General features: G+C 66.8%; 11 protein-coding genes and 2 pseudogenes. 10 read left to right on the forward strand and 3 right to left on the reverse strand.

The features are described 5' to 3' along the window. Window positions 1-226: 226 nt before the first annotated feature. From kynU to AC1DR7_RS17450, 6 genes are all read left to right on the forward strand, one after another. Window positions 227-1,504, forward strand: a complete 1,278-nt coding sequence (gene kynU, locus AC1DR7_RS17425; protein ID WP_457320167.1) for a kynureninase — start codon at window positions 227-229, stop codon at window positions 1,502-1,504. 31 nt (window positions 1,505-1,535) lie between these two features. Continuing rightward, entirely contained in the window at window positions 1,536-2,903 is a 1,368-nt protein-coding gene (locus AC1DR7_RS17430; protein ID WP_457320165.1) for an FAD-dependent oxidoreductase, read from the forward strand. Further along, window positions 2,903-4,342: an exodeoxyribonuclease I gene (gene sbcB / locus AC1DR7_RS17435; protein WP_457320163.1), complete on the forward strand. Its 1,440-nt coding sequence runs from the start codon at window positions 2,903-2,905 to the stop codon at window positions 4,340-4,342. Before AC1DR7_RS17430 ends, sbcB begins: the two co-directional genes overlap by 1 nt. Continuing rightward, on the forward strand, window positions 4,339-5,025 hold the full coding sequence (locus AC1DR7_RS17440) for a DUF2461 domain-containing protein (protein WP_478076578.1): 687 nt from the start codon (window positions 4,339-4,341) through the stop codon (window positions 5,023-5,025). The genes sbcB and AC1DR7_RS17440 overlap by 4 nt, the downstream gene beginning before the upstream one ends. Before the next feature lie 5 nt (window positions 5,026-5,030). After that, on the forward strand, window positions 5,031-6,017 hold the full coding sequence (locus tag AC1DR7_RS17445) for an aldo/keto reductase (RefSeq protein ID WP_478051661.1): 987 nt from the start codon (window positions 5,031-5,033) through the stop codon (window positions 6,015-6,017). Between the two features lie 65 nt (window positions 6,018-6,082). Next, window positions 6,083-6,661, forward strand: coding sequence for a DUF2939 domain-containing protein (locus AC1DR7_RS17450; protein WP_457319355.1), 579 nt, complete (start codon window positions 6,083-6,085; stop codon window positions 6,659-6,661). A gap of 33 nt (window positions 6,662-6,694) precedes the next feature. On the opposite strand, the gene AC1DR7_RS17455 is transcribed toward AC1DR7_RS17450, so the two are convergent. The 3 genes and pseudogenes from AC1DR7_RS17455 to AC1DR7_RS17465 form a co-directional block, all read right to left on the reverse strand. Beyond that, a complete protein-coding gene (locus AC1DR7_RS17455; protein ID WP_256774552.1) occupies window positions 6,695-7,642 on the reverse strand; it encodes a 5'-nucleotidase in 948 nt (315 codons plus the stop codon). Window positions 7,643-7,721: 79 nt separating this feature from the next. After that, entirely contained in the window at window positions 7,722-8,492 is a 771-nt protein-coding gene (locus tag AC1DR7_RS17460; RefSeq protein ID WP_256774553.1) for an NAD kinase, read from the reverse strand. Between the two features lie 189 nt (window positions 8,493-8,681). After that, a pseudogene (locus AC1DR7_RS17465) lies at window positions 8,682-13,577 on the reverse strand (NAD-glutamate dehydrogenase); the annotation flags it as partial. A 356-nt stretch (window positions 13,578-13,933) separates the two neighbouring features. On the opposite strand from AC1DR7_RS17465, the gene AC1DR7_RS17470 reads away from it, so the two are divergent. The 4 genes and pseudogenes from AC1DR7_RS17470 to AC1DR7_RS17485 all read left to right on the forward strand — a co-directional run. Beyond that, window positions 13,934-14,593, forward strand: a complete 660-nt coding sequence (locus AC1DR7_RS17470; protein WP_457321860.1) for a TetR/AcrR family transcriptional regulator — start codon at window positions 13,934-13,936, stop codon at window positions 14,591-14,593. After that, entirely contained in the window at window positions 14,593-15,867 is a 1,275-nt protein-coding gene (locus AC1DR7_RS17475) for an efflux RND transporter periplasmic adaptor subunit (protein ID WP_256774556.1), read from the forward strand. The genes AC1DR7_RS17470 and AC1DR7_RS17475 overlap by 1 nt, the downstream gene beginning before the upstream one ends. A 15-nt stretch (window positions 15,868-15,882) precedes the next feature. Beyond that, window positions 15,883-19,056 carry a multidrug efflux RND transporter permease subunit gene (locus tag AC1DR7_RS17480; protein WP_256774557.1) on the forward strand — a complete coding sequence of 1,058 codons (3,174 nt, stop codon included), beginning with the start codon at window positions 15,883-15,885 and terminating at the stop codon, window positions 19,054-19,056. Window positions 19,057-19,171: 115 nt separating this feature from the next. Then, window positions 19,172-19,353: pseudogene (locus AC1DR7_RS17485) on the forward strand (IS3 family transposase); the annotation flags it as partial.

The raw sequence follows: 19,353 nt of genomic DNA on the forward strand, positions 1-19,353 counted from the left end.
GGTTTACGGCGTGTCCCGGCAACCCACCCGCACCGCGCCAGCCCAGCCACCGCCCACACAGGACGCCGTTGCGGTTGACGTTGACGTTGACGTTGACGTTGACGTTGACGTTGACGTTGGCGGTTGGCGGTTGGCGTTGCCTGTTGCCTTTACCAACACACACCCCACAACACCCCACACCCCCACCACCGGATAAACTGTCAGCCACTGTCACGCGGGTTGCACCATGTCCGACATTCTCAGCCGCACCCATGCCGTTGCCCTGGACGCCGCCGATCCCCTGCGCGCCATCCGCGGCGAATTCATCTTCCCCCAGCACAACCATCGCGACCAGACCTACTTCGTCGGCAACTCCCTCGGCCTGCAACCGCGTGGCGCCCGTGCCGCCGTCCAGGACGTCATGGACAAATGGGCCAGCCTGGCCGTCGAAGGCCACTTCACCGGTGACACCCAGTGGCTGCGCTACCACCGCCTGGTCAGCGAACAGCTCGCCCGCATCGTCGGCGCCCTGCCCAGCGAAGTGGTTGCCATGAACACCCTCAGCGTCAACCTGCACCTGATGATGGTCAGCTTCTACCGGCCCACCGCACAGCGACCGGCCATCCTCATCGAAGCCGGCGCGTTCCCCACCGATCGCCACGCGGTCGAATCGCAGATCCGCTTCCACGGCTTCGACCCGGCCACCGACCTCATCGAAGTCCAGCCTGACGAACCCAACGGCACCATTTCCCTGAAGGCCATCGAACGCGCCATCACCGAACACGGCCCGCGCCTGGCGCTGGTGCTGTGGCCCGGCGTGCAGTACCGCAGCGGCCAGGTGTTCGACCTCGACGCCATCACCCGCATGGCGCGCCTGCAGGGCGCCCGCATCGGCTTCGACCTGGCCCACTCCGTCGGCAACGTGCCGCTGCAACTGCACGACATCGCCCCGGATTTCGCCATCTGGTGCCATTACAAGTACCTCAACGCCGGCCCCGGCGCCGTCGCCGGCTGCTTCGTCCACGAACGCCATCACCGCGACACCACCCTGCCCCGCTTCGCCGGCTGGTGGGGCCACGAGGAAGCCACCCGCTTCAAGATGGCCCCGCAGTTCGTGCCCACCGCCGGCGCCGAAGGCTGGCAGCTCAGCAACCCGCCGGTGCTCGGCCTGGCGCCGCTGCGCGCTGCCCTGGACGTGGTCGACAAGGCCGGCGGCATCGCCGCCCTGCGCGAGAAATCGTTGCGCCTGACCGGCCTGCTCGATGCCCTCGTGCGCGCCCGCCTGCCGCGGGTGCTCGAAGTGCTGACCCCAAGCGAGCCCGAACGCCGGGGCTGCCAGCTCTCGCTGCGCGTCATCGGCGGGCGCGAGCGCGGCCGCAGCCTGTTCGAGTACCTGCAGACCGTCGGCGTGCTCGGCGACTGGCGCGAACCGGACGTCATCCGCATCTCGCCCACCCCGGCGTACAACCGTTACCAGGACCTGCACCACTTCATCGACGAAGTGGACGCCTGGGCCGGCCACTAAGCCGCGCCCCCTCCCCCTTGCGGACACCGACTTGATCGCTACCCCCTCCCGCTCGTTGAGCATCATCGGCGCTGGCCTGGCCGGCTCCCTGCTCGCCATCCTGCTGTCCCGCCAGGGCTGGCGGATCACCCTGTACGAACGCCGCGGCGACCCGCGCATCAGCGATTACGAGTCCGGCCGCTCGATCAACCTGGCCCTGGCCGAGCGCGGCCGCAACGCGTTGCGCCAAGCCGGTGTCGAAGACGCGGTCATGGCCAAGGCGGTGATGATGCGCGGGCGCATGATCCACCCGCGCCATGGCGAGCCGCAGCTGCAGCGCTATGGGCGCGACGACAGCGAAGTGATCTGGTCCATCCACCGCAAGGACCTCAACACCACCCTGCTGCAGCTGGCCGAAGATGCCGGAGCCAGCGTGCACTTCCATCGCCGTCTGCACACGGTCGATTTCGACGCCGGCTACGCACGCTTCATCGACGACCGCGACGACCAGCCGCACGACATCCGCTTCGATACCCTGATCGGCGCCGACGGTGCCGGCTCGGCACTGCGCGCGGCGATGAACCGCAAGCAGCCGCTGGACGAACGCATCGACTTCCTCGACCACTCCTACAAGGAGCTGGAGATCCCGCCCACCGCCGATGGCGGCTTCCGCATCGAGGCCAACGCCCTGCATATCTGGCCCCGTGGCCACTACATGTGCATCGCGCTGCCCAACGACGAAGGCACGTTCACCGTTACCCTGTTCCTGCCCAACAAGGGCGATCCCAGCTTTGCCACCACCACCACCGGGGCCGAAGCCGAAGCGCTGTTCGCACGTGACTTCCCCGATGCGCTGGCACTGATCCCCAACCTGCGCCGTGACTGGGAAGAACATCCGCCGGGCCTGCTCGGCACGCTGCACCTCACCCACTGGCACCTGCAGGGCCGCGCCGTGCTGCTCGGCGACGCCGCCCATGCGATGGTGCCCTTCCACGGCCAGGGCATGAACTGCGCGTTCGAAGACTGCGTGGCGCTGGCTGGCCACCTACTGCAACAGGACTCGCTGGGCGACGCCTTCGCCGCGTTCGAAGCGGATCGCAAGCCGAATGCCGAAGCCATCCAGCAGATGGCGCTGGAAAACTATCTGGAGATGCGCGACCGTGTCGCCGACCCGGCATTCCTGCTGCAGCGTGAGCTGGAACAGGCGCTGCAGGCGCGCTGGCCGACCCGTTTCGTGCCGCATTACACGATGGTGACCTTCCTGCACACGCCCTACGCGGTAGCGCTGGAGCGCACCGAACTGCAGCGGCGCATCCTGGAAGAGGCCACCGCCGGGCACGACAGCCTGGACCACATCGACTGGCCTGCACTGGAGCGCATCGTGCACACGCAGCTGCCCGTACTGGAGGGCGCACACTGATGGCAGACAGCTTCCTGTTCTACGACCTGGAAACCTTCGGCCAGGACCCGCGGCGCACCCGCGTCGCGCAGTTCGCTTCGATCCGCACCGATGCCGAGCTGAACATCATCGAGGCGCCGGTCAGCTTCTACGTCAAGCCGGCCGACGACCTGCTGCCCTCGCCGGTGGCCACGCTGATCACCGGCATCACCCCGCAGCACGCGCTTGCCACCGGCGTCAGCGAGGCCGAGGCGTTCTCGCGCATCAACGACCTGATGGCGCGACCGGGCACCTGCTCGCTGGGCTACAACACGCTGCGCTTCGATGATGAGTTCGTGCGCCACGGGCTGTTCCGCAATTTCTTCGATCCCTACGAGCGCGAGTGGCGCAACGGCAACTCGCGCTGGGACCTGCTGGACATGATGCGCCTGCTGCACGCGCTGCGCCCCGAAGGCGTGGTCTGGCCGCAACGCGAGGATGGTGCCACCTCGTTCAAGCTTGAGCACCTGGCCACCGCCAACAACGTGCGTCAGGGCGACGCACACGAGGCCCTGTCGGACGTGCACGCCACCATCGGCATGGCACGCCTGTTCAAGCAGGCCCAGCCGCGCCTGTGGGACTACGCGCTGAAGCTGCGCGACAAACGTTTCGTCGGCAGCCTGCTCGACGTCGATGCGATGCAGCCGGTGCTGCACATCTCGATGCGTTATCCCGCCCAGCGCATGTGCGCCGCACCGGTGCTGCCGCTGGCGCGTCACCCGTACATCAACAACCGCATCATCGTGTTCGACCTGGAGGGCGACATCGACGCACTGCTGGCGCTGCCGGCCGAAACCATCGCCGCGCGCCTGTACACCCGCGCGGCGGACCTGGCCGAAGGCGAACAGCGCGTACCGCTCAAGGAAGTACACGTCAACAAGGTGCCGGCGCTGGTCGCCTGGAACCACCTGCGCGCCGCCGACCATGCACGCCTCGGCCTGGACGTGGCCGCGATCGAGGCCAAGGCCGCACGCCTGCGCGAGCTCGCCCCGGCACTGGCCGAGAAGGTGCGGCAGGTATTCGGTGGCGAACGCGTGTTGCCGCCGAGCGATGTCGATGCGTCCCTGTACGACGGCTTCCTTGCCGATGGCGACAAGGCGCTGATGACCCGCATCCGCACCAGTCCCCCGACAGAACTGGCCAGCTTCGCCGAGCGCCTGCGCGATCCGCGCATGCCTGAACTGCTGTTCCGCTACCGGGCGCGCAATCATCTGCCGACCCTGGATGCGGCCGAGCGCACCCGCTGGAACGACTACCGTCGCCAGCGCCTGCTCGGGGATGCCGCACTGGGCGAGCAGAACCTGCCGCAGTTCCGGCAACAGCTGGACGCGCTGGCCACCGAACATGCCACCGACCCCGGCAAACTCGCCCTGCTGCAGCAGCTGCGCGATTGGGGCACCGACCTGGAGCAGAGCCTGTGAGCAGCTATTTCAGTCCGAAGAGCTTCACCTTCCTGCGCGGCCTGGCCCGCCACAACGACAAGACCTGGTTCAACGAACACAAGCCGCAATACGAAGAGCATGTGCGCCAGCCATTTCTGCGCCTGATCGCCGACCTGCAGCCGGACCTGGCGGCAGTGAGCGAACACTTCCGCGCCGATCCCCGTGGCGTGGGTGGCTCGCTGTTCCGCATCTATCGCGACGCGCGCTTCTCCAACGACAAGTCACCCTACAAGAGCTGGCAGGGCGCGCGCCTGTTCCATGAGCGCCGCAAGCAGGTACCCGCGCCGTCGTTCTACATCCACCTGCAGCCGGGCGAGAGTTTTGTGGGTGCCGGCCTGTGGCATCCCGAGCCGGCCACGCAGCGCAAGGTGCGGCATTTCATCGTCGACAACCCGGGCAGCTGGAAGGCCGCCGCGCACTCGCCGGTACTGCGGAAGAAGTTCGACTTCGAGCAAAGCGAGAAGCWGGTGCGCCCGCCGCGTGGCTTCGAGCCGGACTTCGAATTCATCGACGACCTCAAGCACCGCAACTGGGTGTTCTGGCGTTCGCTGGACGACGCCACCATGACCGGGCCGCGCCTGCGCCAGACCATCGCCGCCGACCTGGTCACCCTCGGTCCGTTCGTGGACTACCTGTGCGCCGCGCTGGACCTTGAATTCTGAGCACGATGGCAACCCCCTCCCCCCTTCCGCGGCGGCCACTGGGCCGCAGCGGCCTGCAGGTATCGCAGATCGCCCTGGGCTGCTCCGGGTTCTGGGGCAACCGGCGTTTCGCCGAAGCCGAGGCCGAACGCATCGTGCGGCGCGCGCTGGAGCGCGGGGTCAACCTGTTCGACACCGGCCACAATTACTCGGCCTTCAACGCCGAACCGCGGCTGGGCCGGATCCTGCAACGCGCCTTCGCCAACCATCCACGCGATGGCCTGGTGATCTCCAGCAAGGGCGGCACGCTGACCGGCCAGGCCGGGGTGAGCGGCGCCGAACAACGCGATTTCTCCCCGGAGGCGATCGAGCGCAGCTGCGCCGCCTCACTGCGCAACCTGCACTGCGATCATCTGGACATCTTCCAGCTGCACGGCATCGGCCTGGCGCAGATCAACGATGAACTGCTCAGCGCACTGGCCCGCATGCGTCGCAACGGCATGTTCCGCCTGCTCGGCATCAATACCCACACCGGCGCGACCATGCAGCATCTGGTCGACCACCCGGCGCTGTTCGATGTCGCGCTGATCGACTACAACGCGCTGCAGCAGGACCGCGAGCCGCTGATCACGGCCATGCACGATGCCGGCATCGGCGTGCTGGCCGGCACCGTATTGGCACAGGGCCATCTGCTCCCGGCACGGCCCCGCGTGCCGCGCCTGGCCGATGCCTGGTACCTGGCGCGCGCCTGGCTGAAACCGTCCAGCCGCCAGTTGATGCGTAGTGCACGCGACATGCAGCGCGCGGTGGCCGCGATACATTCACAGACCCCCGCGCAGACCGCGTTCGCCTATGTCCTGCAGCATCCTGGCATCGCCAGCGGCGTACTCGGGACCACCCGCGTGCGCAATCTGGAGCAGATCCTGGACACCCGGGTGGATGCGCTGCAGCCGGACGAACGCGCACGCCTGGTCGCCGCGTTCCAGCGTGGCGGCGGTTCGCCCAGCCAGTAGTGTTCACACCGGCTGACACGCACTGCGGCAAGCTCGGCGCAGTGCCTTTCGACGATGCGTGACGAATGAAGAAACTGCCCTGGTTGTTGCTGGCCCTGCTGCTGTTGCTGGCAGGCATCCTGTTCAGCGGCCCGTACCTGACCGTGCGCGGACTGGCCCAGGCCATCGAGGCGCGCGATACCGCCAAACTCGACCGCTACGTCGACTTCCCGATGCTGCGCGCCAACCTGCGCGCGCAGCTCAACGACTATGTGGTCCGTCGCGCCGGGCCGGACGTGCAGTCCAACCTGCTGGGCGCGCTGCTGCTCTCGGCGAGCGAGACGCTCACCGGCACCGCGGTGGATGCGATGGTGACCCCGACCGGGATCGGCGCGCTGATGGAAGGCCACACCCTGTGGAAACGCGCCAGCAACGACCTGGAAAGCAACGACCCCTACGCCGCGCCGCGCAAGCCGCGGCCGCTGCAGGGGGCCGAGCACCATTTCGAGTCGCTGTCGCGCTTCACCGCCACCACCCGTACCGCGCAGGGCGAGCCGGTGGTGTTCGTGCTGCAGCGGTCGGGCCTGCGCTGGAAGCTGGTGGATATCCGCCTGCCGCTGGGCAACGAAGAAGCCACCCCGCCGATGGTGTTGCCGGTCCGTTAGCCCCCCACCGTGGGTGGGAAGACCACGCGCCGATCAGCCGTCGTTGGCCACGCCATGCGGCACGTGCCCGGCCGCCACGCTCTGGTGCTGACGGGCGCTGTCGATGTTGTGCTGCGAATCGTCGAAGAAGATATCCGCCCCGAACGCTTCCAGGAACGGCCCCTTGTGGCGGCCGCCCAGGAACAGGGCCTCATCCAGGCGCACGCCCCACTCGCGCAGGGTGCGGATCACCCGCTCATGCGCCGGCGCCGAACGCGCGGTGACCAGCGCGGTACGGATCGGCGCATCCTCGCCGGACGGGAACACCGCCTGCAGCGTGTGCAGCGCCGAAAGGAAATTGCGGAACGGGCCGCCACTGAGCGGCTCGCGCGCGTTCTCGCGCTCGTGCCGGCCGAAAGCTTCCACGCCCTGCTCGCGCGAGATGCGCTCGCTCTCATCACCAAAGATCACCGCATCGCCATCGAAGGCGATGCGCAGCTGACCCAGCGGACGCCCCATGTCCACCTGCTCGGCCGCGGCGATCGTCTCGCCCGGTGGCTTGGGCAGGATGGTGGCGGCAGCGATGCCGTGCAGCAGCGCGCGGCGCACCGATTCGGGATTGGCCGACAGGAACAGATCGGTGCCGAACGGCTTCACGTACGGCCAGGTCGGTTCGCCGGCGGTGAACGTGGCGCGGATGATGCCCAGGCCGTAATGCTGGATCGAGTTGAAGATGCGCAGCCCGGTATCGGCCGAATTGCGCGAGAGCAGGATCACTTCCACCCGCGGCGACTCCGGCGACTGGCCCTGGTTGAGGGCCAGCAGCTTGCGCACCACCGGGAACGCCACGCCCGGGCGCAGCACGTCATCCTCGTGCTTGCGCTGGTACTCGGCGTAGGCATCCACGCCCTCGGCCTCGAACAGCGCGTGGCCTTCTTCCAGGTCGAACAGCGCGCGCGAGGTCACCGCGACGGTCAGCAGACGGGGGGTGTTGTCGCCCATGGCACTCAGCAATCCAATGCGGCCGCAGCGGCCGGCCAGCCATTGTCCCACAGTGCGCGGCCGCCACGGCCAGGCCGGCTCAGAACATGAACTGTTCGCTGAGGATACGGTCTTCCAGGTTGTGCTCCTGGTCGAACAACAAGGTCACCCGGCGCTCGCGCGACTCGCGGATGGTCACCTCGACCACGTCGCGGGTCTCGTGCGAATCGGCAGTGACGCTGACCGGGCGCTTGTAGGGATCCAGCACGCGGAAGCGCACTTCGGTATCGGCCTTGAGGATCGCACCGCGCCAGCGACGTGGGCGATACGGGGCCAGCGGCGTCAGCGCGATGGTGTGCGAGCCCAGCGGCAGGATCGGGCCATGCGCGGAATAGTTGTAGGCGGTGCTGCCCGCCGGCGTGGCCACCAGCACACCGTCGCCGATCAGCTCGGCCACGCGCTCCTGGCCGTTGAGGTCCACGCCGATATGCGCGGCCTGGCGGGTCTGGCGCAGCAGCGAGACGTCGTTGTAGGCCAGCGATCCGGTGCTGGTGCCTGATTCGGTCAGCGCCAGCATCTCCAGCGGCCGCAGGTGCGCCGGCTCGGCCGCGTCCAGCCGCGCCGGCAGGTCGTCGTCACGGAACTGGTTCATCAGGAATCCCACCGTGCCCAGCTTCATGCCGAACACCGGCTTGCCCAGCGCCGCGTAGCGATGCAGGGTCTGCAGCATGAAGCCATCGCCGCCCAGCGGGCACAGCACGTCGGCCTGCTCGGGCGTGCACGCGCCATAACGGGCCAGCATCGCGGCCAGGGCCTGCTGCGCGGCCTCGGTGTTGCTGGCCAGGAAGGCGATACGGGGGGTGTCGCTCATCGGTGGATCCGGGTGGGGTATGCCAGCAAGAGCATACCCGGTCGTGCCGGCCGCTGACCGGATACGCGTCCGCGCCGGCAGGTCCATGCGATTGCCAGCCAGCGGCCGGCACGACCGGAAACGAAAACRGCCCCGCGATTGCGGGGCCGTTTCCTTTTCACGCCACCGGGCAGCGCCCGGCGCTATCGCTTACGCGCCGTGTGCGGCCAATTGGCCCAGACGCTGGACGGCGACCGACACGGTCGGGTAGTCCAGCGTCTTCTGCTCGGCCAGTTCGGCCAGCATCGACAGCGTGAAGCGCAGGCTGCTGTCGTCGCGACCGATCCAGGCAGCGACCTTGGCTTCGGCGCTGGCACCCTTCATCGACAGCACCTGGGCAGCCAGGTTGCGGTGATGGGCAGCCAGCTCGTCGCGCAGCACGCCACGGGCCACGGCGTGCCAGCGGCCGTTGACCTCCAGCGCGTCGATCTGCTCGAACAGCCACGGCAGCTGCAGGGCGTCGCCCAGGCGGAAGTGGACCTTGGAGACGTCCACCGGCTTGAGCTTGCGGGTGCGGGCCAGTTCGATGATGTCGAACGCCGGTTCCAGGAACTGCAGTTCGGACAACTGCTGCGCCAGGGCCGGCGGCAGGCCCTTCTCCTTCCACTCGGCCACGCTGGCCTCGTAGGACGGACGCTGCGAATCGGGCAGCACGYCGGAGGCGACGCGGATGTCGTTGAAGGCCGCCTGGTAGCGGTTGACCGCCTCGGTGATGCCGGGCATGGCGCCCGGGCGCGACAGCAGCCAGCGTACGAACGAACGCTGCAGCTTCCAGATCACTTCCAGCGCGTCGATCTGCACCGACTCCGGCAGCGTGCCGTCGAGGGCGTCGATCTGTGCCCACAGCGCGCGCGCGTCCAGCGTTTCACGGCTGATCGTGTACGCCTTGGCGACCTCGGCCACGGTGCGGCCGGTGTCTTCCTGCATGCGCATCAGGAAGGTGGCGCCCATCCGGTTGATGGTCTGGTTGGTCACGGCCGTGGCGATGATTTCGCGCTTCAGGCGGTGACGCTCCATCGCATCGGCGTACTTCTTCTGCAGCGGCGTGGGGAAGTAGCGCTGCAGTTCCTTGGACAGGTACGGATCTTCCGGGATGTCCGATTCCAGCAGCTGCTGGAAGGCCACCAGCTTGGAATAGGACAGCAGCACCGACAGTTCCGGACGGGTCAGCCCCTGGCCACGTGCCTTGCGCGCGGACAGCTCGGCATCGGAGGGCAGGAACTCGATCTGGCGATCGAGCAGGCCCTGCTGCTCCAGCGTGCGGATGAAGTGCTGCTTGGAGCCCAGGCGCTTGACCGCCATCCGCTCCATCAGGCTCAGGGCCTGGTTCTGGCGGTAGTTGTCGTTGAGCACCAGCGCGGCCACTTCGTCGGTCATCGACGCCAGCAGCTTGTTGCGCTGTTCAACGGTCAGCTTCTTGGCCCGCACCACATCGTTGAGCAGGATCTTGATGTTGACTTCGTGGTCGGAGGTGTCCACACCGGCCGAGTTGTCGATGAAGTCGGTGTTGAGCAGCACGCCGGCCTGGGCAGCCTCGATGCGGCCCAGCTGGGTCATGCCCAGGTTGCCGCCCTCGCCCACCACCTTGCAGCGCAGCTCGCCACCGTTGACGCGCAGTGCGTTGTTGGCGCGGTCGCCGACATCGCTGTGCTGCTCGGTCGACGCCTTGACGTAGGTGCCGATGCCGCCGTTCCACAGCAGGTCCACCGGCGCCTTGAGGATGGCGCTCATCAGATCGTTGGGCGACATCGCCTTGACGGTGTCCTCCAGGCCCAGTGCCTCACGCACCTGCGGGGTGATCTCGATGGACTTCAGCGAGCGTGGGAAGATGCCACCGCCCTTGCTGATCAGCTTGGCGTCGTAGTCGGCCCAGCTCGAGCGCGGCACGGTGAAAAGACGCTCGCGTTCGACGAACGTGCTGGCCGCATCCGGATTCGGGTCCAGGAAGATGTGGCGGTGATCGAACGCGGCCACCAGGCGGATGTGGCGCGACAGCAGCATGCCGTTGCCGAACACGTCGCCGGACATGTCGCCGACGCCCACCGTGGTGAAGTCCTGGCTCTGGCTGTCACGGCCCAGCGCACGGAAGTGGCGCTTGACCGACTCCCACGCACCGCGTGCGGTGATGCCCATGCCCTTGTGGTCGTAACCCACCGAACCACCGGAGGCGAACGCATCGCCCATCCAGAAGCCATGCGCGATGGCCAGGCCATTGGCGATGTCGGAGAAGGTCGCAGTGCCCTTGTCGGCGGCCACCACCAGGTACGGGTCGTCCATGTCGTGGCGGACCACGTCCACCGGCGGCACGATCTTGTTGTTGACGATGTTGTCGGTGATGTCCAGCAGGCCCTGGATGAACAGCTTGTAGCAGGCCACGCCGTTGGCGAACACCGCATCGCGGTCGCCGTTCACCGGCGGCATCTTGGCGAAGAAACCGCCCTTCGCGCCGACCGGCACGATGACCGTGTTCTTGACCATCTGCGCCTTGACCAGGCCCAGCACTTCGGTCCGGAAGTCTTCACGACGGTCCGACCAGCGCAGGCCACCACGGGCCACGGCACCGAAGCGCAGGTGGGTGCCTTCCACGCGCGGGCCATATACGAAGATTTCGCGGTACGGGCGCGGCTTGGGCAGGTCCGGCACCAGCGCCGAATCGAACTTGAAGCTGATGACGTGGCCCGGACGGCCTTCCGCATCGGTCTGGTAGTAGCTGGTACGCAGGGTCGCGTCGATCACGCCCATGAAGCTGCGCAGGATGCGGTCTTCATCCAGGCTGGACACGCGGTCCATCAGCTTCAGCAGCGCGTCGCGCGCGGCATCCATCTGCACGGTGCGGTCGCCCTTGCGCGCATCGACCACGGTCTTGAGCACCTTCAGCGTAGCCTCGTCACCGCCGGCAAGCACGGTCAGGTGCGCGCGCAGCTCGGCCTGGCCCTCGGCGATGGCGTCCTTGCTCTCGTGGCCGGTGGCCGGATCGAAGCGGGCTTCGAACAGTTCCACCAGCAGGCGCGCCAGCAGCGGGTAGCGGGTGAAGGTGCCTTCCACATAGGCCTGCGAGAACGGCACGCCGGTCTGCAGCAGGTACTTGCAGTAGCCACGCAGCATCGCCACCTGGCGCCAATGCAGGCCAGCGGCCAGCACCAGACGGTTGAACCCGTCGTTCTCGGCATCGCCGTGCCACACGCGGGCGAAGGTTTCACCGAAGGCGGCATCCACGCTCGGGGCGTCGATCGCACCGGCCACCGATTCCACTTCGAAGTCCTGCACGTAGACCGGGGCGTTGTCGACCGTCAGGCGGTACGGACGCTCGGCGATCACGCGCAGGCCCATGTTTTCCATCATCGGCAGCGCGTCCGACAGCGGAATATCGTCCAGCTGGCGATACAGCTTCAGGCGCAGGCCTTCGCCGCCTTCGCGTTGCACGGCCTGCAGGCTCAGGCGCAGGTCGTCCGGGCCGGTCAGCGCGTCGAGCTGGCTGACGTCGTTGGCGGCGATCTCGGTGCTGGAGTCTTCGATGTAGCCGGCCGGCAGTGCCTTGCCGATGCGGGCGGCAATGCGCAGACCTTCGCTTTCACCGTGGCGGGCCACCAGTGCTTCACGCAGGTCGTCCTGCCAGTTGCGCAGGACCTGGGCCAGCTTCTGCTCCAGCTCGCTGGTGTCCACTTCCAGGGTCTGGCCAGCCTTCGGGCGCACGATCAGGTGCACCTGGGCCAGCGGCGATTCGCCGAGGACCACCGAGCTGTCCACGTACTCGCCCTGCAGGGCGTCCTTGAGCATGGCTTCGATGCGCAGGCGCACATCGGTGTTGAAGCGTTCGCGCGGCAGGTAGACCAGCGCGGAGATGAAGCGGCTGTATTTGTCGCGGCGCAGGAACAGGCGGCTGCGCACGCGCTCCTGCAGACCCAGCACGCCCATCGCGGTGCGGAACAGCTCGTCTTCACTGGACTGGAACAGCTCTTCGCGCGGCAGCGTTTCCAGGATGTGGCGAAGGGCCTTGCCGCTGTGGCTGCTCGGGGCCAGGCCCGACTGGCTCATCACGTATTCGTGGCGCTGGCGCACCAGCGGGATTTCCCACGGGCGGCGGTTGTAGGCGCTGGAGGTGAACAGGCCCAGGAAGCGCTGCTCGCCGATGATCTTGCCCTTGGCGTCGAATTCCAGCACGCCGATGTAATCCATGTAACCGGCGCGATGCACGCGCGAACGGGCATTGGTCTTGGTCAGGATCAGCGCATCCTTCAACCCGGTGGTGGCGTTGAGGCCCTGCGCGGCCAGCGTCTTGACCGGACGGGCGGCGGAGGTGTCCTTGCCGCGCATCAGGCCCAGGCCGGTCGCATTGAGCGGGGCCAGCACGTCTTCCTTGCCCTGCTTCTCCACGCGGTACTCGCGATAGCCGAAGAAGGTGAAGTGGTTGTCGGCAGCCCAGCGCAGGAACTCCTGTGCCTCGGCGCGCGAGGCGGCGTCGATCGGCAACTGGCGGGTGCCCAGGTCGTCGGCCAGGCTCTTGGCCTTGCTGCGCATGGCATCCCAATCGCCGACGATGGCACGCACCTCATCGAGCGCCTTGGTGATCGCCTGCTCGACGTCGGCCATGGCGTCGGCCGGCTGGCGGTCGATCTCCAGCAACATCACCGATTCGGGGTTGCCCTCGCCCACGCCGGCCAGCTTGCCGGCCTTGTCACGGCCGAAGCGGATCACCGGGTGGCCCAGGACATGCACGCCGATGCCATGCTCGGCCAGCGACATGGTGACCGTGTCGACCAGGAACGGCATGTCGTCATTGACGATCTGCAGCACGGTATGCGGCGATTCCCACCCATTGCCCTTCAGGCTCGGGTTGAACACGCGCACGTTGGCCTTGCCAGGCTTGCGGGCACGCGCGAACTCCAGCGTGTCGGCGGCAAGCGCAGCCCACTCTTCGGCGGTGTGGTGCGGGAACTCGTCCGCCTCCATGCGCTTGTAGAAGTCGGCGGCGAACGCCACTGCCTCGGCCTGCCCGGCGGACGGGTAGCGCTTGCGCAAGGCCGTGTACACCGGCTCCAGCGAGAAGCCCACTGGCGAAACAGTCTGCGTATCGGCTGGTTTGGATTTGTTTTTCACGGTCTTGGCTGCTGGTTTTTGCGGTTTCATGGCAGAGCGGTGCGTGTTGCTCAGTTGGGAAAATGAAATTGTAGGCCTACCGCACAAAAATACCTTGCTGCAGGACGGAATAAGGCAATTCGGGTTGGGTGGCGTTTACGTCACGCGCATCGGCATGCTCGTCAATTCGTACGAGTACGGATAGCAGCCTGAGAGTTCTACGCAACGCAGCATCGGCCGAATCTGTGGCAACTTGACGATGGGTATCAAAAGCGGTCAAAACACAAGACTTCTCCAATTCTGAACTGGACGGTATAGTCCACCGCGTGAATCCCCCCCACCCCGCCGCCAGTTGCCTGGATGCGCGCGACCAGCGCGTGTTCGATGCTGTGCGTGACCTGTTCGCCACCCAGGGCATGCAGATCAGCATGGAGGCGGTGGCGCAGCAGGCCGGGTGTTCCAAGCAGACGCTCTACAGCCGCTATGGCAGCAAGCAGGAACTGTTGCGCCGGGTGATGCAGCGGCACGTCAGCCGGGCCACCGCCGGGCTGCACAGCCTGGACGAGGGCGACCTGCGCGGCAGCCTGCTGCAGTTCGCCACCGACTACCTCGAACACTGCAACCAGCCCCACGTGGCCCAGGCCCGGCGCCTGATCGCAGCCGACTCCGGCCAGTTCCCCCAGGAAGCCCGCGCCCTTTACCGCGACGGCGCCGGGGCGTTGATCCTTCACGTCGCTGAATGGCTTGAGAGCCGCATGGCCCTGGGCCAGCTCGGGCATGACGACCCGCACTTCATGGCCGAACTGCTATTGAGCATGATCGCCGGCTTGGATTTCGAGAAACAGCGCTTCCATACCCCCCACCGGGAGGACGCCGCCATGCGCCACCGCTGGGCAGAATTCTCCGTTGACAGCTTCCTGCGCGCGTTCGCCACGCCGGAATCCGCCGCGGCTCCGCATTCAAACCAACACCGGAGTTTTTCCTGATGATCGCCCCACTCCGCACCCTTGCCCTGACGTGCGCAGTTGCTGTTGCACTGACCGCCTGCAAGAAGCCAGAGCAGCAGACGCCCCCGCCGCCGGAAGTGGGCGTTATCGAAGCCAAGCCGCAGACCCTGCCGCTGCAGCGTGAGCTGGTCGGCCGTCTGTCGCCGTTCCGCAGCGCCGACGTGCGCGCCCGCGTGCCGGGCGTGCTGCTCAAGCGCGTCTATCAGGAAGGTGCCGACGTCAAGCAGGGCCAGGTCCTGTTCCTGATCGACCCGGCGCCACTGCAGGCCTCGTTGAACGCCTCCCAGGCCGAGCTGGCCTCGGCCCAGGCCAGCTATGCCAACGCCAAGGCCGCCGCCAACCGCGCCCGATCGCTGGCCCCGCAGCAGTACGTATCCAAGTCTGACCTGGACGCCGCCGAGGCCACCGAACGCACCGCCTCAGCGGCCGTGCAGCAGGCCCAGGCCGCCCTGACCAGCGCGAAGATCAACCTCGGCTACGCCGAAGTCACCGCGCCGATCAGCGGCCGCGCCGGCAAGCAGCAGGTCACCGAAGGCGCGCTGGTTGGCCAGGGCGATGTGACCCTGCTCACCACCGTGGACCAGCTCGATCCGCTGTACGTGAACTTCTCGATGAGCGTGGACGAGCTGACCCAGATGCGCGCGGCGCAGGCCAAGGGCCAGGTGGCGCTGAGCGGTGACGGCAAGTCGACCGTGCAGGTCAAGCTGTCCGACGGCACCGTCTACGACCAGCCGGGTACGCTGGACTTCTCCTCGACCACGGTCGACCCGGCCACCGGCGCGGTGTCGCTGCGCGCGGTGCTGCCCAATCCGCAGCAGATCCTGCTGCCGGGTGCCTTCGTCAGCTTCCAGGCGACCCTGGGCGAGCGCAACAACGCTTACCTGGTCCCGCTGCAGGCACTGCAGCGCGACACCACCGGCGGCTACGTGCTGGTGGTCGGCAAGGATGGCAAGGTCGCCCGCAAGAACGTCAAGAGCGAAGGCCAGCAGGGCAGCAGCTGGCTGGTCAGCGGTGGCCTTGAACCGGGCGACCAGGTGATCGTGGCCGGTGTGCAGAAGGTCAAGGAAGGCGCGCCGGCCAAGGCGGCCCCGTGGAACCCCAACGCCGCCAACGCCAATGGCCAGGCCCCGGCAGGTGCTGCGCCGGCAGGGGCCGCTCCGGCGGCTGCCGCCAAGCCTGACGCCGCCGCCCCAGCCGACGCCGCTGCCGAAACGTCCGGCGCCGCTCCGGCTGCCGAACCGAACAAGCAATAACGGGAATCATCCGTCATGCCTAAATTTTTCATTGAACACCCGGTCTTCGCCTGGGTGGTCGCGATCCTGATCTCGCTTGCGGGCGTGATCTCGATCCTTGGCCTGGGCGTGGAGTCCTATCCAAGCATCGCACCGCCCCAGGTGACGGTGAGCGCCACCTACCCCGGCGCCAGCGCCGACACCGCCGAAAAGTCGGTCACCCAGGTGATCGAGCAGCAGCTGACCGGTATCGATCACCTGCTGTACTTCAGCTCTTCCTCGGCCTCCAACGGCCGCGTCACCATCACCCTGACCTTCGAGACCGGCACCGATGCGGACATCGCCCAGGTCCAGGTGCAGAACAAGGTGTCGCTGGCAACCCCCCGCCTGCCCACCGAGGTGACCCAGCAGGGCGTGGTGGTGGCCAAGGCCAACGCCGGCTTCCTGATGGTGGTGGCGCTGCAGTCCGACAATGCCTCCATCAACCGGGATGCGCTCAACGACATCGTCGGTTCGCGCGTGCTCGACCAGATCTCGCGTATTCCCGGCGTCGGCAGCACCCAGCAGTTCGGTTCCGAGTACGCCATGAACATCTGGCTCAACCCGGAAAAGATGCAGGGCTACGGCCTGTCCGCCAGCCAGGTGCTGGCCGCGATCAAGGACCAGAACGTGCAGTTCGCGGCCGGTTCGCTGGGCTCGGATCCGTCCCCGGAAGGCCACTACTTCACCGCCACGGTCTCGGCCGAAGGCCGCTTCAGCTCGCCGCAGGAGTTCGAGAACATCATCCTGCGCGCCAATGCCGACGGCTCGCGCGTGCTGCTCAAGGACATCGCACGTATTGCCTTCGGTGCGAACAACTACGGCTTTGACACCCAGTACAACGGCAAGCCCACCGGTGCCTTCGCGATCCAGTTGCTGCCGGGCGCCAACGCCTTGAACGTGGCCAATTCGGTCACCGCCAAGATGGACGAACTGTCCCCGAGCTTCCCGGCCGGTGTCAGCTGGTTCTCGCCGTACGACAGCACCACCTTCGTCAAGATCTCGATCGAGGAAGTGGTCAAGACCCTGATCGAAGCGGTCGTGCTGGTGTTCCTGGTGATGCTGATCTTCCTGCAGAACTTCCGCGCCACCCTGATCCCGACCCTGGTCATCCCGGTGGCCCTGCTCGGCACGTTCCTGGGCATGAGCATCATCGGTTTCACCATCAACCAGCTGACCCTGTTTGCGATGGTGCTGGCGATCGGCATCGTGGTCGATGACGCCATCGTGGTCATCGAGAACGTCGAACGCATCATGACCGAGGAGAAGCTGCCGCCCAAGGCCGCCACCCAGAAGGCCATGACCCAGATCACCGGCGCGGTGGTAGCCATCACCGTGGTGCTGGCGGCGGTGTTCATTCCCTCGGCCCTGCAGGGCGGTGCGGCCGGCGAAATCTACAAGCAGTTCGCGCTGACCATCGCCATCGCCATGGCGTTCTCGGCGTTCCTGGCGCTGGGCTTCACCCCGGCGCTGTGCGCGACCTTCCTCAAGCCCACGCACAACGACAATCCGAACGTCGTCTACCGCACCTTCAACAAGTACTACGACAAGGTCAGCAACACCTACGTCGGCCATATCACCTCGGCGGTGAAGCATGCCCCGCGCTGGATGATCCTGTTCGTGGTGCTCACCGCGCTGTGCGGTTTCCTGTTCACGCGCATGCCGGGCAGCTTCCTGCCCGAGGAAGACCAGGGCTATGCGCTGGCGATCGTGCAGCTGCCGCCGGGCTCGACCAAGTCGCAGACCAACGCGGCGTTCGCGCAGATGCGTGGCGTGCTGGAGAAGCAGGATGGCTTCGAGGGCATGCTGCAGGTGGCCGGTTTCAGCTTCGTCGGTTCCGGCGAAAACGTCGGCATGGGCTTCATCCGGCTCAAGCCGTGGGCCGACCGCGACGTCACCGTGCCCGAGTTCATCAACAACATGAACGGCGCGTTCTACGGCATCAAGGAAGCGCAGATCTTCGTGGTCAACCTGCCCACCGTGCAGGGCCTGGGCCAGTTCGGCGGCTTCGACATGTGGCTGCAGGACCGTGGCGGTGCCGGCTACGACCAGCTGACGCAGGCGCGCAACATCCTGCTCGGCAAGGCCGCACAGGAAAGCGACCTGCTGACCGGCGTGCGCCCCAACGGCCTGGAAAACGCGCCGCAGCTGCAGTTGCACGTGGACCGCGTGCAGGCGCAGACCATGGGCCTGTCGGTGTCGGACGTGTACAGCACCATCCAGCTGATGCTGGCCCCGGTGTACGTCAACGACTTCTTCTATGAAGGCCGCATCAAGCGCGTGACCCTGCAGGCCGATGGCCCGTACCGCACCGGCGCGGAGTCGTTGAACAGCTTCTACACGCCCAGCACCCTGCAGACCAATCCCGACGGCACGCAGGCGATGATCCCGCTGAGCACCGTGGTGAAGTCCGAGTGGGTGTCCGCGCCGCCGTCGCTGAGCCGCTACAACGGCTATTCGGCGGTGAACATCGTCGGTTCGCAGGCCGCCGGGCGCAGCTCGGGTGAAGCGATGCAGGCGATGGAACGGATCGTCAGCGACGACCTGCCGGCCGGCTTCGGTTACGACTGGTCGGGCATGTCCTACCAGGAAATCCTGGCGGGCAACGCGGCCACCCTGCTGCTGGTGCTGTCCATCGTGGTGGTGTTCCTGTGCCTGGCCGCGCTGTATGAGAGCTGGTCGATCCCGGTGGCGGTGCTGTTGGTGGTGCCGCTGGGCGTGCTCGGTGCGCTGGCGTTCTCGCTGGCACGCGGCCTGCCCAACGATCTGTACTTCAAGATCGGCCTGATCACGGTGATCGGCCTGGCGGCCAAGAACGCGATTCTGATCGTGGAGTTCGCGGTGGAACAGCGGGCGGCGGGCAAGAACCTGCGCGAAGCGACCATCGAAGCCTCGCGCCTGCGTTTCCGTCCCATCCTGATGACCTCGTTCGCCTTCATCATGGGCGTGGTGCCGATGGCCATCTCCACCGGTGCCGGCGCCAACGCGCGTCACGCCATCGGTACCGGCGTGATCGGCGGCATGGTGTTCGCCACCTTCCTGGGTCTGCTGATGATTCCGGTGTTCTTCGTGGTGGTCCGCCGTATGCTGGGCGACAAGCTGGACGAACCGTCCAAGGAGTTCCTGGAGCGCCAGGGCGAAGCGAACACGGCGCACCGTCCGGATCGTTGATCCGGCGGTAACGCCCTGAAACGGAAAAGCCCCGGCGCGAGCCGGGGCTTTTTTGTGGGCGGTGACCCGTCCTGAATTGGGTTGACACCTTTTCCCACAGGAAGAGGAATGTTCAATGGATTCAACACTCAGGCGCAGCCAGCGGGATTACTCGCTGGCCTTCAAATTGTCGGTGGTCGACCAGGTCGAGCGCGGGGAACTGACCTACAAAAAGGCCCAGGAGCGATACGGGATCCAAGGACGGAGCACTGTGCTTGGCTGGCTTCGCCGCCATGGTCGGCAGGATTGGTCAGGTGG

The organism is Stenotrophomonas sp. P5_A9, from assembly GCF_056400525.1.